14 protein-coding genes are annotated in these 18,235 nt (G+C 51.3%); 12 read left to right on the forward strand and 2 right to left on the reverse strand.

What is annotated here, in order from left to right; all coding sequences use genetic code 11:
- Nucleotides 1-63: 63 nt before the first annotated feature.
- The gene (locus tag BP95_RS0108810) at nt 64-816 is read right to left on the reverse strand and encodes a class I SAM-dependent methyltransferase (RefSeq protein ID WP_021255439.1); all 753 of its coding nucleotides are present in this window, start codon (nt 814-816) and stop codon (nt 64-66) included.
- Nucleotides 817-1,253: 437 nt separating this feature from the next.
- On the opposite strand from BP95_RS0108810, the gene BP95_RS0108815 reads away from it, so the two are divergent.
- Nucleotides 1,254-2,201, forward strand: a complete 948-nt coding sequence (locus BP95_RS0108815; RefSeq protein WP_028531934.1) for a serine/threonine protein kinase — start codon at nt 1,254-1,256, stop codon at nt 2,199-2,201.
- Nucleotides 2,202-2,461: 260 nt separating this feature from the next.
- Here BP95_RS0108815 and BP95_RS0108820 read toward each other — a convergent pair whose 3' ends face one another.
- Complete coding sequence (locus BP95_RS0108820; RefSeq protein ID WP_051614029.1) at nt 2,462-4,519, reverse strand: VWA domain-containing protein; 2,058 nt, start codon at nt 4,517-4,519, stop codon at nt 2,462-2,464.
- A gap of 466 nt (nt 4,520-4,985) precedes the next feature.
- Here BP95_RS0108820 and BP95_RS0108825 point away from each other — a divergent pair, with 466 nt between their 5' ends.
- The 11 genes from BP95_RS0108825 (at nt 4,986) to BP95_RS0108875 (ending at nt 18,206) form a co-directional block, all read left to right on the forward strand.
- On the forward strand, nt 4,986-7,154 hold the full coding sequence (locus tag BP95_RS0108825; RefSeq protein ID WP_028531936.1) for a hypothetical protein: 2,169 nt from the start codon (nt 4,986-4,988) through the stop codon (nt 7,152-7,154).
- A gap of 131 nt (nt 7,155-7,285) precedes the next feature.
- The gene (locus BP95_RS0108830) at nt 7,286-7,711 is read left to right on the forward strand and encodes a hypothetical protein (RefSeq protein ID WP_021255435.1); all 426 of its coding nucleotides are present in this window, start codon (nt 7,286-7,288) and stop codon (nt 7,709-7,711) included.
- Between the two features lie 151 nt (nt 7,712-7,862).
- The gene (locus tag BP95_RS0108835; RefSeq protein ID WP_021255434.1) at nt 7,863-8,318 is read left to right on the forward strand and encodes a J domain-containing protein; all 456 of its coding nucleotides are present in this window, start codon (nt 7,863-7,865) and stop codon (nt 8,316-8,318) included.
- Nucleotides 8,319-8,528: 210 nt separating this feature from the next.
- A complete protein-coding gene (locus BP95_RS0108840; protein ID WP_021255433.1) occupies nt 8,529-9,107 on the forward strand; it encodes an FHA domain-containing protein in 579 nt (192 codons plus the stop codon).
- A gap of 64 nt (nt 9,108-9,171) precedes the next feature.
- Entirely contained in the window at nt 9,172-9,693 is a 522-nt protein-coding gene (locus BP95_RS0108845) for an FHA domain-containing protein (protein ID WP_028531937.1), read from the forward strand.
- 14 nt (nt 9,694-9,707) lie between these two features.
- Nucleotides 9,708-10,559, forward strand: coding sequence for a PP2C family protein-serine/threonine phosphatase (locus BP95_RS0108850; RefSeq protein WP_021255431.1), 852 nt, complete (start codon nt 9,708-9,710; stop codon nt 10,557-10,559).
- A 156-nt stretch (nt 10,560-10,715) separates the two neighbouring features.
- Nucleotides 10,716-12,587 carry a serine/threonine protein phosphatase gene (locus BP95_RS29930; protein ID WP_036666884.1) on the forward strand — a complete coding sequence of 624 codons (1,872 nt, stop codon included), beginning with the start codon at nt 10,716-10,718 and terminating at the stop codon, nt 12,585-12,587.
- A 100-nt stretch (nt 12,588-12,687) separates the two neighbouring features.
- Nucleotides 12,688-13,980, forward strand: coding sequence for a hypothetical protein (locus BP95_RS0108860; RefSeq protein ID WP_028531938.1), 1,293 nt, complete (start codon nt 12,688-12,690; stop codon nt 13,978-13,980).
- Complete coding sequence (locus BP95_RS0108865) at nt 13,971-14,672, forward strand: hypothetical protein (RefSeq protein WP_036666898.1); 702 nt, start codon at nt 13,971-13,973, stop codon at nt 14,670-14,672. The genes BP95_RS0108860 and BP95_RS0108865 overlap by 10 nt, the downstream gene beginning before the upstream one ends.
- A 53-nt stretch (nt 14,673-14,725) precedes the next feature.
- A complete protein-coding gene (locus BP95_RS0108870) occupies nt 14,726-17,377 on the forward strand; it encodes an Hsp70 family protein (protein ID WP_028531940.1) in 2,652 nt (883 codons plus the stop codon).
- A 49-nt stretch (nt 17,378-17,426) separates the two neighbouring features.
- The gene (locus BP95_RS0108875) at nt 17,427-18,206 is read left to right on the forward strand and encodes a hypothetical protein (RefSeq protein ID WP_028531941.1); all 780 of its coding nucleotides are present in this window, start codon (nt 17,427-17,429) and stop codon (nt 18,204-18,206) included.
- The last annotated feature ends 29 nt before the right edge of the window (nt 18,207-18,235 follow it).

Raw genomic sequence — 18,235 nt, forward strand, 5'->3', positions numbered from 1 at the left:
ATTAAATAATCCTACATGCGCAAGGATGGTCTATAAGAGTCATCGCTCAAGTCGTATGATGGATTAATGCTTTCTTGCAACGATGGCGAACCGTTGTTCATTCGTACGAATGCCTTTGTCCGTCCTATTGTCGGCAACGAATTGCTTGAAGATGCGCATATCGTCCTCGAGTTGCCCGAAGTTCGGTATCGTTGGCGTATGTGTAAGGATGAACATCAGATCTTCTTCGGTCTGATAATACTGTGTCAGATTGATTTCATAGGATTGGATATTCATGAATCCTGCTTCGCCAAGCTCTTTCTGATATCGACGCAGCAAGGTGCCGGATTCAACGCCGTTGCTTTGTCCTCTGCCGAATGCCTGCTTCAGGTTGAGCTTGTTGCCTTCGCTGATTTGTTGGGTAAGGAACACGCCATCGTCCGTCAATACCCTAGCAACTTCTGCGGCATTGAATTCGGAATGTCGACATGTGACGATGTCGAAGTGTCGATCTGGGAACATAAGCTGCACTGCATTCATTTGCATAAAGCGCACATTGGGTTTCTTAGATGCTGCCAGATTCGCTTGTGCCGTATAGACCATGCTTGCAGAAGCATCGATTCCAACGAGCAGAAGCACTTGACCTGCGATCGGCAGCACAGATTCACCGCCACCTGTACCGATGTCGAGCAGGATGTCCGACTTGGCGCACAGCTTGCCAGCCTCATGGAATAACTCCCAATTCGTCCCCTCTGTAGTTGATTTCACTTGACTGAAATCCCAACCGTTCAGCTTGCCTACTTGATCATAAAATTGTTTGTAATCGAAAGAGTTCATATAGATTCCGCCTTCCAATAGTATGTGAAATTAATGGGCATACGAGTTGTCAGATCGGCAGGAACTGTACAACTGCATATCCTTCTGAATGGATTCCATTTCGTTGCGCGGCTCTCTGTTCCGTTAGGCTTAAAAGGGCAGACTATCCCCTTGATAGCTGGTACGCGTTTTGACCCAGCCCGGAACCTACATACCTCGAACGTTGCGGAATGACATCCATTTCACCTCATTGGAAAGAATGACCGAATTATATCATGGGAAAAGATTGAAGGTCAAAGCATTATCTCTCTTGATCGTTATCTCATAGAATTCAATAAACCATATAAATCTTATATAGCAAATATTGGGTATTGTGTTACAATAATAGATACTACGTGTCTGCTGGCGGACGATGCAACTTCCACGTCCCAGTCAGGCCAGAGCTTCTGGAGGAAACCGTGAAACCGGATTATGCTGGCATTTGTTTGAATCGAAATGTTGTGCTTCATCATTCCTATAAAGTGAAGAAAGTAATCGCTTGCAGTGAGCTGGCCAATGTTTATGCGGGCCGGAAGCTGGAGGACGGGGCGGCGGTCATCGTGAAAGAGTTCTACCCGAGGCAGGTAGCTCTTCGCGATCTGGACAAGCGAACCGTGCTGTGCCGTGTACCCTCTGTTCAACGGCAGTATGCTGAGCTGCGGGAGGCCTTCCTGATGGAAACGCAGATGCTGCAGCAATTGAGCCACTCGAACATCGTTCGCCTTGTGGATTATTTTGAGGAGAACGGGACGCATTATATGATTATGGAGTATTGCAAGGGCATCTCGCTTGAGCGGTTTGTTGAAGAAGGCAGGCTTGTTTCCGTGGCCGATTTCCTGCGCGATACGATACTGCCGCTTGCATCTGCGCTTGAATATGTCCATGCGCAAGGCATCATTCATCGCGATATCAAGCCAGCGAACATTATCATTGGAGAGGACGGTCAGCCGAAGCTGCTCGATTTCGGTTCTGCTATATACTATGAGAAGACGGGTCATCGGATTTTTACGAGCACGGGATATTCGCCGCTTGAATTCTATTCCGAAAAATCGCAGCAGGGAATCACGTCCGACGTATACAGCTTTGCAGCTACGATGTATTTTTGCCTAAGCGGCCGCACGCCGAATGATGTGACGAGGCGCTTGTTCCAGGATAATCTGGAATCGGTCAGAAGCCTAAACCGCAGCGTCAGCCCGCTGATGGAGCGCACTATTCGCAAGGGACTAGCGGTTCGCCCAGATAAGAGGCATGCTTCCATGAAGCAGATGAAGGCCGCGCTGCATGCGGAACGAATTCTGCTGGCAATGGTTGAGCGCTTGCTCGGCAAGCACAAGGCGCGGCAGCAGGATGATCGCAAGCAGGCTTAGAAGTAGGATGTAGGTGCAACTACGTTTGCAACAGGTCATGTTGTACGATTTACATCAATATAGTGTGCTAGGTGGCATTTATAGGATTTGCTGCATAAAGCGCAACATGGCATGACGATGCCTTATTAATAAATAAAGAGGAGGCTGTCCCACATCGGACAGCCTCCTCTTATTTACTTATTGAAATCTAGGTTCTAATGAACTGAATCGGCCCCTGATTTGTATCTACTTCCGTTGTCCCTACGGGTTGTTGATTTCATTTAGCGTGACATTGCAGACGAATCCGCATACGATACAGCGCCCTGTTTAACAGCTTTGAAGCGCAGCTCGATCTCCGTTATCCCATCCTCGAACGTAATGTACAGCTTATCATTGTATTCAAGCGTTGCCGTATCGTTCGGCTTAATGGGTGTACGTCCCTTCGCTACTGTACAGTTGGTACGGTGCTTGATTCGGAGCGTGCCGTTCTTGCCAGCCTCGAATAGGATATGGGCGGCTTCCGGCAATGGCTCATTCACATCCAGGCGGGCAAACAGCTGCTGCAGGCTCACCTTTCGCGTTTTGCCGAAAGAAGTGAGTGGCCAGTATTTAACGGGAACCTCGTTGCCGCTTGCCGTATTTAAGAAGAACCCTTCCAGCCTCCCAGTGAACGTCGGCTTTGGACGCAGCAGCACGTATAGTGCGAATAAGGCAATCAATGCAGCCAACGCACAGCCTCCGATAATCCAATAACGTTCCCACACCGAAGAAATTTTCACGTACAGCTTTCCAGTAACCGTTCCCCCCTCAGGGTCAGTTGCCGTTACGGTTATTTCCGAAGATCCGGAATGCAGCGGGGACAGGTAGAGCGTCGCACCGTCGACACGTGCCTCCATTCGATTTTTATGATCGCTGGAGACAATCTTGTACGTCAATTGATCTCCGTTCGGATCGGTGAAATAATCCCCGAAATTCAGCTTCGCCTCGCCATCTTCCTTCACGATGCCAATTTGATTCTGTCCGGACAATACCGGTGCTTTATTGACGATTTCGAGCATGCTGCCTGCGGTTTCTCTGAAGAAATGAGGCCCATTCATGACGACAGTCCAGTCGTATTTCCCTGATGTCCGGAAGCGATGCTCCGCCGAGAAGCCTGTCCCGTTGTTCGTCATCTGCACGCGTTCTTTCTGCTTCGTCTGCCGATTGGTGATAACAAGCTCTGCCTGTACGTCCATGTATACATCCTTATCTTCCAATGGCTGCTTGTTCGACAGGGAATACAAGCGAGCCGCGAAGGCTGTCGGCAGTCCTTTCGTCGCTTCCTTGGAAGTCAATTCCCCGACTGCTCGCATGTTATAGCTGCCAAGCAGGTTCACCTTTACAACATCGCCTGTCATTCCCCTGAACTTCAATAGCAGCTCGCCTTTGCGCGGCTCGGGAATCTTCATCAACGTATATTTGCCGGATTTATAGAATCGCGCATTCTTGGTGCTGTTATAGAGCTGAGACTCCAGCAAAGGGCTCTGAGACAACAGAATGAGATTGGCTTCCGACATGCTGGAGTTCGGAAGAGGAACCTTTACTTCCTGCATGCCACCAGTCGCAGTTAACGCGGCGATCGGTACGAGAACGGATTGGATTTGATCGGCGAAAATGCGGTTGAATATATCAGGCAGCTCTTCTGCGCTTGTCGTGACATACGAAGTGCCGCCGGTCTTTGCGGCAATGGTCTTCAGCTGCTTCTCATTCACCGAGCCGTCATGATTCAGGCCGATGGTGTAAATACGGTATCCCTGCTTGTTCGCCTGCTGAATGACGCGCTCTACGTCCTGGTTCGAGTCGGCGATTGTTCTGCCCGTATAAGTATTGCCGAAGTCGGTGCCTCCGTCGGACAGCAGAATAATGAATGGCTTATGGCCTTGTCCAGTTCCTTTCCCAGCGATCTCGGCTCCCTTCTTCAAGCCGAGGCCTAGATCCGTGTACCCATAGCGGCGCAAGCTGCTGATCTGACGCTTCAGCTTCTCCTTCTGCCTGGGCTCAGCGAGCGAAGTTAGCGGCTCCGAGGCCACGATTCTGTCGTTATAGGCAACGAACCCAATACGCGTGCGTTCCGAATCGCTCATGTCCATGAACATATTGACGACTTCCGACGCAATGCCTTCCTTGTCGGTCTCGTTCATGGAATAACTGACGTCCATGACGAATACGGCATCGATTCCTTGTGCTGAATCGGCCTGAGCTAGGGAAGTGCGAATAGGTATTAGGGATGATGACGTTAGAAATAACAAGCAGGTCGTAAGCAGGAAAATCATAGATTTGAAAATACTTCGTCTATACATAAAAGCTATATACCCACCTTTTAACAAAAAATATAAATATTTTTTGTTGTGATATAAAGTATTTGTTAGATTATACCGAAATATTTGGGAAAAGGAGGAACGGTGTCTATGGTGCTGGGAATTTGGAACTGTCACCCTATTTAAAATCATCGGAAATAAGTACCAAAAAATGAAGGTCAAACGACAAAATTTTTTCTTGATTTGGGTAAATCAAGGGGATTTATAGCGAATTTGAGCGATATATAAATAATATTGACAAATTTGGGATGTTCTCTCTAAGATTTAAATAGAACTAATCACCCAAATTATAGAAACTGTATTTGCGAAGGTATGATTTCTCTTGCATATCTAGTGCGAGAAGACTATTGCAACGAAATAGAGAGGAGGAAGCATAAAGCGTGCATACCAGTCCTAGCTTATGCGTTCAAGCGTAAGTTAAGTTGGTCGCCGTTTTTGTGCTGACATTATGGACATTATCAGTCAAACGAACCGAGCCATGCTTTTCGAGGAGATTAACCCGGAAATGCTGGATCTGCTGACCATCGTAGGCGATGTCAAAGGAATCGACAGCCTCAGTGACGACAAGATCAAGGAAGTGAACGAGCACCTGCTTGTTCGGAGCTTTGATGAGTTCCTCGACAAGTTCTCTCCGAGCGTGTATTCGTTCTACAATGCGGCCAATCAGAAAGTGATGTATACGCTGAAGAAGCCGGAAGGAATTGCCGAGGACTGCATTTCGGAAATTAAGATCGACCAGAACAATGATTTCCTGAAAATGCTGTTCACCCTGATCGATACGAAGCGCAGTCAGGGAATTACGAACGTCGATTTCAAGTTCGAGAATTTGCTCGACATGATTTCGCCGAAGAAGGTGATGGACGATATTCGCCAAGTGCGCAAGGAAATCCATTACTTGTACGGCCAGTATGACAAGCTGGATGAAGGGGATCCGAAGAAGCTTGATTTGGGCGATAAGCTGAACGGGATGTTCGAGGACGCCAGCAAAAATTACAACAACGTGATGGCAATGCTGCCGCTCGCGATTGAAGATATCAAGACACGGCTCTTGCTGGGCGGCTCGCGGGAGGAGAATCAAGCCGAGGCGATCCAGATTGGCATGCTGACGATCGGTGAGTCGGGCGAATTGAAGATCATTGAAGCGCCGAAGAGCGATAATACCGAGCTGATGCTCTTGGATGACAACAGCGGTACCGAGCTTTCGAACGTGTTCGGCGAAGATTATGAATCCATTACAGAGACGCCGTCTTCTTACGTGAAGGATTTGGTAGTGCGTACATTCTGTCCGCTGCCAGCGGTACATAACGAGGTCGATACGGAGACGGAAGTACAAAACTATAATACGTATTTGGAGTTCTACAAGAATGCGAAGGATGACTTTGTAAAAACAGTCAAGCCGCTCGTGGAGAAGATACTGGGCGTACGGATGTTCTTCGATCAGTATGCGACCAAGAACAAGGGAATGCTTCCGTCCATGCTCATCACGAACGCGAAGCTGGATATGACCGTGAAGAGCAGCAATATTCCGCGCTTGGAGACGTATCTGAACACGGTGAACTCGAAGAATGAATTCTCCGACACGATCTGGTTCGGGATTGTGCCGTCCGTCGAGTTGGAATCGGCCGGCAAGGTGAAGGTGTCCCGCGAACGCTTCCGCGGCAACGGCAAGACCGTGAAGCAGGAGGGCAACACGATGGAATCGCTGTCGATGCTCCTGCAGGTCGTGAAGGACTATAAGGTGCAGGTATTCTTCAACTTCGAATCTGGAGAAGAGACGACCTTCAACAGTCTGGCAACCACCGGACTCGATAAGTATATCGACAAGTGCAGTAGCATGGTTCGCAAGGAATACAGCGAGTTCGCTATTCCATGCATCCCGAACTTCACCATTATTCCGAAGGATAAGTCCGGCGTTGTCATCGATAGCCGCATGCTCCACACGGAGGACGGCGTCAAGCTGTCCCAAGATAAGGAAGACATCTTGAAGCTGTGGATCGAGGGCGTGTACGTAGGGGCCGCTTATGTTGCTGCCGGGGTCGTTGCTGCCTATCAGTGTCCGGAATATTTGCGCGAATCGTTCAAGAACGTCAGCCGTGACTATCCGGGCGTACGCTTCGATATTGAAGCAAGCGACCATGCGCTGCGCGCGGTTACGACGATGGCGAAGGAGATTACTGGATTTACGAATAACATCAAAGACGCGATCAATTATAAAAACTTTGGCTTCGTCTTCTCTTCCGAGAATGCGCAGCTTCAGGATAAAGACATCAAGCGAATCACGGTATACAAGGCCAGAAGCATGGCATTGACCGAGAATGGCTTCGATTCCATATACAAAACGCTTGTCAGCACCTATATCGAGCGGATTCTCCGCTTCCAGACGGGTGACTTCAAGCATGAGAACATCGTGAAATTCTTCAGCAATAATCCGAGCAGCCAAAGGAGCAAGTGGCTTGGTACGCGCGGCTTTGTCAACTCGATCATTCAAGACGGGGATGACATGTCCTATGTGATAGACGACAAGAGCAATCTATGCCATATCGATCTTGTGTTCAACGGCAATGTGAAGAATCTCGAAGTCATGATCACGAAGGGCACTACGCCTGTTAAAGCCTAATGATTAGAAGCTTGGCTGGCATATGGAAGCGTATGTTAGAGGCGTGCTTCAAGCGCGCCTTCCAACATAAATCCCGTAAGCATTCCATGCTTGCGGAACCTAAATTATTTTCATTCAAGGAGGCAAAATTCATGGGATTCATACTTAGAGTAGAAGGCGCAGAAACGATCGAGCTCGGCATGGACAACATTCAGAAAGTTGTGTATGACACGGACACACCGAATGATTCCAACGCAAGATCGACGGACGTGGGCGCGACGCTGCGTATTTCCGGCAAAATTATCACGGCGACTGACGGTGACAACGCTGACGACACGAAGAAGCTGGCATTGTGGTCGCTCGTTCCTGCCGAGAAGGCGGACTGCTACCGCAAGGTGACGCTTGAGGTTGTCGCTGCGGATCAAGTGGTGCGCAAAGTGTATTTCCCGAACGCATTCGTGGTTGACTACTCCGAAACTTACGGGGACACGGAAGGCGTAGGTACATTCACGCTGTACATCAAACAAAAGAAAGACAAAACCGAACTGGCTACAATCGACGGCGGTTACCCGGTATAAGCAGGTACGACCTGTTCTGGTGGCAGAAATGCGGACAACAAATATTAAGAGGCTTACAGCCTCTTAATATTTTTATCCGGTACACTGGGGAATTCATGAGAGCCATTGCAATATTTTGTTGAAAACCGTTAGAAAGGCAGGGGCGAAGCGAATGACGAACTATTATGAACTTCTGGGCGTACAGCGGCATGCATCGCCTGAAGAATTGAAGAAGGCATATCGGCGGCTCGCCAAGCAGTATCATCCCGACGTAAATGGGGGAAGCAGCGAGGCGGAACAACGGTTCAAGCAGATTCATGAAGCCTACGCGGTGCTTCAGGATGAGGCTGCACGGAAGGCTTATGATGATAAGCTGGGTGGCATGGAGCGAGACTCCGGACGAAATCATCAATCTACCCATTCAAGAGGGAGAAATGCAGCTTCTGGAGAAGCGGCAGGAGAACGGGCGAATTTTGATCCACGGAACGTGGAAGCCAATTTCGCGCGATTTTTCGGCTTTGATCCGAAAACGAAGAAGCCAATGCAGAACGGCGGCAAGAACGCGGGGAATCCGATAGATACGTCCGAGATGTTCCAACGCTTTTTCGGTATGAACAAGAAAAAATAGAGTGGCTCTGCCGATTGCCTATGCAATTCGGGTACGGCTTCGGCGACTATACGCACGCGGTATGGTATTTTCGGACGAATATGACAAGGCAGAGTGACATTGAGAACAGCTCCGAACAAGCTAGCAAAGCCATCGTTTTGCTTTAGGTACGGTGCTTTTTTTAATAAAAGGGATGCACATGAGTTGAGCGAAGCAACGGAGGAATGAGATGTGAGTAAGCAAAATAGCAGCGATCAAGTTCACCGTCATGCCAATCGAAAGAGCGGGTGGATCGCGCTCATTGATATAGGGGTTGCAGCCATTGTGGTTGCTGCTCTGTTATATGTGTACATATGGAACATCGATCCCGTCCTGAAGGCGGCGGTCGGAGTCCTTCTGGCGATCGCGATCATCGTGTATGCGGCGCGACGTTCCGGTAGTCGTGAAGCAGGCCGGCAGGACGAAGTCGACACCATTGCCAAGCTTGTACTCCTGAATGATGAGGGAGAGAGCGTAAAGGAATGGTACATCCACGGCGAAACATCCTTGCTTATCGGCAAAACCGGTGCAGAAGGCGAGGTTGACATAGATCTGTCGGATTCGGAATATGCGTCGCTTATTAGCAAGCATCATGCGGTGCTCAATTATGCCTCGGGCCAATGGTTCATCGAGGATCTTGATTCCCGCAGCGGGGTTGGCATTCGAAGAGCCGGGGGGAAAAGGGCGAATCAGTTGGAACCGGAGGAACCATGCCGGATTCATTCCGGAGATGTCATCAGCATTGCCAACACGCGGTTACTGGCGAAATAACGAACGATATATTGACTTCATGATCATAAGAGAACTATTCAAATTGACGGGGGAATGAAGAAAGATGAGTCTGACAAGATGCGCTAACGGACACATGTTCAGTACGAGGAAGCATGGCAGCATATGCCCTTATTGCAGCATATCGGTGGAACAGCCGCAGAATGTGGACGCGAAGAGGCCGCCGCGCGTGGAGGACAATGAGAAGACGATGCCGTACCTGGGGGAAACGACCGGCATCGAGCCGGTTACCGGCTGGCTCGTATGCATTGAGGGCCCTCAGCTTGGTCAGGACTATCGGATTATGGCGGAGAAGAATTTTATCGGGCGCGCAGAGGAGATGCATATTCGCATCTTGGGCGACAATGCCATCTCGCGCAGAAATCATGCGGTAATCGTATATGATCCGAAGAAGCGCAATTTCTACCTGTTGCCAGGAGATGCCTCAGGACTTGCTTATCACAACGAAGAAGCCGTTTATTCGCCGGTGGAGCTGGCAGCGTATGATGTCATTCAGCTCGGTCGCAGCAAATTTATCTTCATTCCGCTCTGCGGCATACATTTCGAGTGGAATCACAATATGGGTTAGGGATGATGACCACAATGGATGTACAGAATTGGGTACCGTATCTGATCGTGTTGACTTGTACTGCCGCAATTCTGCTTCTGCTGGGTGTGCGGCGCCGACTGCTGCTGGATACAGTGAGCCTTGAGCCAGCAGCGTCCGGCATGCCGATCGGCAATGGGCAGACGATTGGCGCCCGTGAGGAGCAGGATGATTATTTTGCCAGCGTCACGACCGCACACGGTACGGCCGCCGTACTTGCGGACGGCATAAGCGGCCTGGCGCACGGCAGAATGGCGAGCACGCTCGCGGTGACCGTATTTATTCGAGAGTTCCTCAAGTTAGAGCATATTCGGGAAGTCCAGAGCTTTTTCGCGAAGGCAGCCAAGATAAGCAATACGGAAATTTTGCGGAATTTGAAGGGCGCGCCTGGAGGGACGACGCTGGTAGCCGCCGTCATTGCGGATGATCTCCTGTACTGGGGGGCTGTGGGCGACAGTATGATCATGGTGTTCCGGGAAGACAATTTCATCCGCATGAATGAACGTCATATCTTGGAGTCGGTGCTGCAGGAACGCTGCTTAACGGGGCAGATCACAAGGGAAGAAGCAATGGAGCACCCGATGAAGAGGCGGCTCATCAATTACTTGGGGTATGAGAATTTCAAGAGCATTGAGATTGGCAGTGAGCCGTTCAGACTGCAGCCGGGAGACCGGATCCTTCTCTGCAGCGATGGGGTGTACAACACGATGACAGAAGTGGAATTGGAGCAGATTCTGTCCAAGCCGATTTCGCCTCACGATGCAGCTGAGGAGATCATCGAAGCGATCGAACAGAAGAGATTGATCAATCAAGACAATGCGACCATTGTCATCGTGGATAACGCATGAAGCCTGCTGTTCCTGGCTTCGGTAGATTTCTGAGAGAGACAGATCGAATCGACCACTTTACTCGCTTTTGATTGTGTGAAGGCGAGAATTTCCTTTTTGAACACGAGGCTCCGTGATAGGTATGCGAATCATGGGACAGGAGAAGCGGGGGTAAGGATGAGAAAGGAGAACAGCGACTTTAAGACCAGCTTCGTGACGGAGGCCGGTTCTTTTCTACATAATAAAGACTATTTCGCCTATGTGGAGCTGGATGATATGGCCTGCTGGGTCATCGCGGACGGCTTGGATTCGGACATGGAAGTCGACAGTGCCGAGATGGTCGTCAAGAGCATTCTTGGCCGATTTACGGAGAAGCCGACGATGTCTTCGCTGCGGTTGAAGCATTACATGCAGGAAGCGCATGAATGGCTGCGAGCGGAGAGCAAGCGCGTGCGCCTTAAGGCAAGCCTGATTCTGGTCGTGACAGATTATGCGAAGATTCGCTGGGTGGCAGCGGGTAATGCCCGCCTGTATCATTTTCGCGGCGGACGCTTATTCGGTCGCAGCAGGGATCAGAGCTTGGCACAGTCCATGAAGGATGCCGGAGAAATCTCGGAAGAAGCGATGGAGGTTCATGAAGAACGCCACAATCTTCTTCAGTATATGGGGCAGCCAGAGCGCCTGGAGCCGTATGTTTCGAAAAAGGTTCCTTTGTCTGAAGGAGATGTTCTGCTGCTGTGCACCCCTGGCTTGTGGGAGGATGTCAACGCAACGGAAATGGTCGACGCACTAACGGATGCGAAGGAGCCAGAGGATTTCACGGACACGCTCGAGGACGTGCTGCTCAGCAAGCAGCGGCAAACCGTGAGCAATTACACGGCTGTTGCTGTGTATGCGAACAAGGTGTTCAAGGAGGATCCGAAGCGTAAATGGCGTTTGCTGAAGAAGTGGCTGTTGGCCCTGATCGTGCTGCTGCTGGTTGGCGGAGGCGCGGCTTTCTACTTCGTAAAGCAGGCGGCGATCAAAGCGGAGAATCTGGAGAACATGCTCGAATATCAGAAAAGTGCAGACATGTATATGAAGGATAGCGATTATCCGAAGGCCATTAAGGATTACAGTGAGGCGCGCAATATGGCGATTCGGTTGAAGGACAAGTTCCACCGGGACTTTTTCGCGAAGAAGCAGCGCGTGATGCAGCTTATGGTGGACGGAGACGAAGCCTTCAAGGGACAGGACTTTGCTAAGGCGCTGGACAAATACGGGAAGGCGCAGGAGGAAGCAAAGCCATACAAAGAGTTCAATCATAAGCAGCTAGAGGAGAAAATAGACCGTTCCCGCACGTACATGCAGGTTATGAACTGGGTGCAGGAAGGGGACAAGAAGTTCGAGGCACAGGATTATGTTGGGGCGCGCAGCTCTTACCAGAAGGCACGGAAATCCGCGCTTGAGGAAGGGTACACCGACGGTGAGAAGGATATCCGAGCCAAGCTCGATTCAGCGGAGGAGAAGCTGACTGGTTTGCGGAAGGAGAAGCGGCTGCTGGAGGGCGAGAAGTATGAGAAGAAGGGCGACCAGCAGTTAGCCGGGCAAGATTATCTGGGAGCTATCGATGCTTATTCCGCCGCGCAGCAAATCTATCAGGAAATCGACATGCTGGAACGTGTGCTGGGCATGGAGCGCAAGATCGATAAGGCGCTGGGCAAGCTGAATCCGGCGCCGCCCGCTGCACAGCCTCCTGCCGCCGCGAATGGAGGCGGAGGCGCAGGCGGCAATACGGCGGGTGGATCTGCGCCGAGCAACGCCGGAAGCGGAGGCACAGCGGGCAATACGGCAGGCGGATCTGCGCCGAGCAACGCTGGAAGCGGAGGCGCAGCGGGCAATACGGCGGGCGGATCTGCGCCGAGCAACGCCGGAAGCGGAGGCACAGCGGGCAATGCGGCGGGCGAATCTGCGCCGAGCAACGCCAGGGGCGGAAATGCAGCGGGCAATGCCGCTGGTGGAGCCGTGCCGAGCAACGCCGAAAGCGGAGCGGCTGCGAGCAGCGGATAAGGGATGCCAACGGGGAATGCTTCAACTGCCGGCAAAGGGAATGAAGCTCCATCCCCTAGCAGGGAGAACAAGGGAACAAGGAAGGAGTCCATCAGGCGCCATGAAGGAACTGATACATGATCGATTGAGCAGGATGGAGGATCTGGAGCAGCGCAAGTTATTGAAAAATGTAATGACTGGATTGTTCCTGAACCTGGTGGAATATCAGGAAGACATGAATCGGAAAATAGAGCGCAAGGTATTCGACGAAATTGAGGATGGCGAGGAAAAGCACGATATTTTCGTATCGATGTGCCGCCGCGATGATGTCGACCCGATTCATGATTTCCTCCGCCCGATGCTGCCGGAGGACACGGCACACAAAACGATAGAAATGGGAAGTCTTGTCGAGCAGATGAAGCAGCAGGGGAAAGCGCTGCTGCTAACTCTGTTTTTGCAGTGTGATTTTGCAAGGCTGCATAACCTGATGTCAGGGAAAAGAACATTCCGCGGAGAGATGAAGACATCAGGGGGCAATTATGCGATTACGGTGCGCTTGTCGCAAAGCCGACTGTACATCAACGAGATCGAGAAGCTATACCGTGTCTTTCAACAGAACAGCGTTCCATGGAAGACATTGAATCATCCATACGCTTATAAATTTTTTGACGTATGGCTCACGGACTGCGACAGTGCTTTGCGGGAAGAGGACGAGATCAACGAGATTACCGTTAATCTAGAGGAATTCGAGCCTCATAAGCATGTGGATCTCGTACCGCTCTGGAATATCGAGCGGCTTGCCATTCAGAACGACGGCTTTCCCGAGCCTGCAGCCGATCGAATTAATTACGAACATGTTCTGGCGATTCACAAGCTGGGCAGCGAACATGGCTATCTGGTGGAAGGAAATGAGGAACATATTCGTTATATCAAGCGAACGAGAGACGATTTGACGATTGTGTCGCCGCATGAGAAATCCGGCATGTGGACGGTCGTGAAGATTGCGCAGCCTTCGGAATCCCGGCTTGGAAGCTTGGAATACAAGCTGGTATCCAATCGGAGAGCAGATGGCTTTATCGGCAAATATGCGCGGAAGCAAGCCCAAATCGTGCGCTCCAAGGGCGAGATTGTGCGGCTCGTGAATGCTTTTGAGGCAGCGCAGATGCTTCAACTGGAGCATGTGGATATCCTGGAAGCGAATAACGGCGGGGAACAATCCTATGAGATGAACTCGTTCATTAGCGACAATGTACGGACGGTACTGGATAAGAAAATTATGCGGCTTAGCTTCCGCGCTGTCGAGGACGAAGTGTCGGAAGGAGAGCAGTTCATTCTGCATGATCTGATGAGCTTTCTCGTTTCCGAGGTGCAGATGCATTTTCCCGAGTATAAGTGCGAAGGGGTATTGGCGTGAATTACATATGGGATTTGGTCATTAAGGCAGAGCAATCCGGCCTGAGCGCGTCGGATTTTTGCTTTGTCCCCGCCAAGGTGTATTCGCCCTATATGGAGCTGAGCTTGGAGGAGCTCAACGTTTGGGCGAATGCGGTGCCGGACACAATCGAGGTGAATCCGTATTATCGGTTCTACGATCTGTTCAAGGACATGTTCGACATTAACAATGAAGAGGATGTGGAGCTGCGCCAAACGCTGTTCGATATCGTGCTTCACTTTGTGACGGAAATTGATCGTTATCAGGGGATGAACCGGCGCGAGTATTACATAAAGTTCGTGCTGCGCGACATGGAAGAGGGGAAGTTCGGTTTGCGCGTCAGCAAGGGGATCGGCCTGTTCAATCAAGAGCAGCGCGAGATGATCGCGGGGAATGTGCTGCGGCTATATGAGACGGGTGAGGCGATATACCTGCTCAAGGATACGATGCGTGGCATCTTCCGCAGCTCGACGATCTATGCGAATTGCGAGGATCGGGACGAGCTTCTCTTCTATGTCGGACAGGAGGAAAGTGAACCGGCGCGAATGAAGCTCGAATTGATTCAGGAGCTGTTCCTGCCGGCAAGATTCCATACGGAAGTGTATTGGCAGGATCATTTCGGCATTATTGGCATGGAGGATACGATGCGGATTGGAAATGTGTCGCTGTATTAACTTATAAAGATAAGAAGCAAGGCTGGACGCGAGGCGGCCGGGAGGGGGCAAAGATGAGCGAGTATACATATAGGCTTTATAAGCAGCCGGCCAAGCGGGATGCGGGGCGGAAGCATGTGGAATATACCCGGGAGGAACTATCGGAGATGACGACATTTCAGCTCCGGAACATTTGCCATCAGGAGAAGCTCATTGAAGGAATGATCCATACGCTTGATCGCGACGGATTAATTGCAACCGTCATGAAATACCGGGGGGCGGAGGAAAGCCAGCTCATTCAAACGGCTAGCCCGGGCGGGTTTGAACGGGTCGAGAAGATGGTACAAACTTATCTCCGCATGCCGCTGCCGAATGACGGAGGTATTCGGGTTCCAGCCAAGATTACGCTGTACGACGGCTCGAAGCTCGATCGGCATGATGGATACAGGGTGGAAGCGGGAACGGAAATTGCCGAATCGAACGTGCTGCTTGTCAATGAGCATATGGAGCTGTGCGCGATCCTCAATCTGGTGAAGGATAGTCTGCGTCCGGGCAGCTATTGGCTTGCGATGGGCGAGGGAGCGGAAGTGAGGAAGACGGCGAATCGCCAATACAGTCTGCTCTTTTTCCCGAAGCAAGTATCGGAATATGTGTATCGCACGTACTATCGCAGCACCCCGCAGCCGCCGGCCAATCTGTACTATTACAAGATTCCTGTGGCGGATTTGGATATTCGCGAGCTGGAAGAGACGGATGCGGTACTGGCGATTGACTTCGGGACGACGAATACAACGGCAGGGGCGTATTTGCACGGTGGGTACGTGGCTTCACCGAATGCGACGGATCTGCTTAATGGGCGAATCCGGCTTGATCGTATCAACTATGTGTGCTTCCCTGACGGAACATCCAAGGAAGGGGAATGGATCGAGTCGCTGCCTACTGTAATCGGAATCGCAGATTGCTCGGATCCGGAGCGAATCCGGTTCAGCTTCGGCAGCGATGCGCTCCAAGATAAGCGGAAAAGTGGGTACAGCTCCAGCGCTTCCGTGTTCCATGGAATGAAGCGCTGGGTGAACAATTACAAGCGGCTGGAGGAAGTGACGGACGGCCATGGGAATGCGGCAACGGTAAGCAGAAGCGATTTGCTGCGCGCCTATATGCTGCATGTAATCCGAACGGCAGAGCATCAATTCAAGTGCCGCTTCAAGCATCTCCATCTATCGGGCCCGGTCAAGATGAAGACACAATTCATCGATATGTTCGCGGATATGTTGCCGGAGTACCGCATCGAGACCAGGGATGCGTTGGATGAAGGCTTGGCCGTATTGTACAACACGATCGCTGATCAGATGGAGAAACAGCGGTTTCTGGACGGCGAAGAATATCAAGCGCTCGTGATCGACTGCGGCGGAGGAACGACCGATCTGTCGTCATGCCGGTTCCACATCGAGGATGGGCATATCGCTTATAAGCTCGATATCCATACATCCTATGAGAACGGAGATACGAACTTCGGCGGGAACAATCTGACATATCGCATCATGCAGTACATGAAGATCACATTTGCTGACTTCTACAGGAAGGCGAGACTGCCGGACATTGATAGCTTGATTGACATTCCGGCCACGGACATTTATCGGCATGTCGACGAATTCGGCACAGATGCGGTCTATTCACGCTTCGACGCCCGTTATAAGGAGACGGAGCACTTTCTTCCGACTCGGTTCAAGGAATATGAGAACCATGCGCGCGATGAATATCAGCGCGTGCGGAACAATTTTTATGTGCTGTGGGAGCTGGCGGACGGCATGAAGAAGGAATTTTTCCGCAGAACGGGCATCCTTCGCAATCGATTCCACTCAGGGCCGGGAAGCAGGACAGAAAGCGACTTGAATCTTACGGCCGTGGATCGATGGTGCCTGTCACTGCGCGAGAACGGGCAGTTCCGGGACGTATACGAGCCGCCGGACATCGTGTTCAACATTCAAGAAATGAACCAGTTGATTCGTGGAGACATTTACGCCATCGTACGCAAGTTTCTGGACGAGTTCTACCGCGACGGTAGGCTGCAGGACTACTCCATCATTAAGCTGACAGGCCAATCCTGCCGCATCGACGTGTTTCGGGAAGCGCTGAAGGAATTCGTCCCGGGAAGAGCAATCGAATTCCGGCAGAAGGCGGAAGATTCGGGGAAGGTTCCGGAGCTGAAGCTGGCCTGCTTGCGCGGTGCCCTGCGCTACTTGAGCGCCCGGAAGTCGGGACTTATCGAAGCACAGCTGACGAATCATGCGCCGGTCGTTCCGTATTCGGTCAGTGCCTGGACACATACCGGGCGGGAGAAGATGCTCATCTCCGGCTACGAGCGGCTGGATCAGGCGCAGGGCTCGATTTCGCGGCCGCTTAGCGCGCATGAGATCGAGTTCCATATTCGTGGAGGCGACGGGCAATTGAGACACACGGTGACATATCGGAATGATTTCGCTGATTATCGTCCCGTTCTATACGAAGAGATCGCCGCCCAGTACGGCGCCAGCATTCCACAGGACGATACGGATTCGATTGCCAACGGCGAGGCGAAATGGTTCGTTTTTGCGGGCGATGGCAGCTGGGGCTTCAACGCAGTACCAGTTGCGCGGGTGAATGAGCAGCTCCATATCGGGAAGAAGCAGTTCTATGCGTTCGAAAATGATTTGTCAGAGCTGGATTTCTTCGACGGGTTGAAATAAGGAATCGCGAATTTTTTGAACAAAGTCTAAGGAGAAAGGAGGGAACGCCTTGTTTACGCACCAAATGCCGCATTTCCATAAAGGCCGGATTCTGAAAACCGCCATGCTGGAGAGCCTGCGCGATTATCCGCGCCAGTTCGCTGATATCATCTACCAGCACTATTCCGACGGCATCATCGCGGGCGGAGAGGTTCAAGTCAATGCAGAAAGCTTAACGATTGCCAAGGGCATCGTCAAGCATGACGGCCGCTTATATACCATGGAAGACGATTTCGAGCTCCCGTATTCCTCGAACGGCAAGGAGACAGTGCTCAAAATTCGCTTTCTCACGGAACAGGCAGCGAGCGACTTCATGACGCTTCCGGGCGAAATTCTGCTGGATGAGAACGACATGCAGGTGCAGGCGGACGAGCTGGAGCTCGGTCGGTTCAAGCTGAAGGAGGGTGCCCGGCTGCGTGCGGATTATCAGGGTTTTACCGACTTGGCGACCGAGTATAACACGTTCAACGTCATCCATGTGCCGTATGCCGGTATCGGAAGCAGCACGCTGTCTCCATTCATTTTGCAGTATTTCGCCAATGAACTGCTGAAGAGCGGCACGGATCACCCCTATGATGCGAGCTTCGCCATGCTCTGCCTGAACGGCGGCGCCGTGGAACGGAACGTCATTCAGCATTATCTCGGTCAGCGTCTCGGAACGGGATACCGCGAGCTGAGCAATGAGCGCATCTTCGCAGGCCTGCGGAGAATTTTGAGTGAAGCGGGAGGAGGCAGAGCGCTGTCTCCTGATGTACGGCACGGCGGCAGGCAGCGGATGATTGTGGATTGATCGTCGAAATGTTAAATGAACAGAATGAA

The organism is Paenibacillus sp. UNC217MF (genome assembly GCF_000686865.1).
In the GTDB taxonomy this organism is placed as follows: Bacteria; Bacillota; Bacilli; order Paenibacillales; family Paenibacillaceae; genus Paenibacillus_B; species Paenibacillus_B suaedae.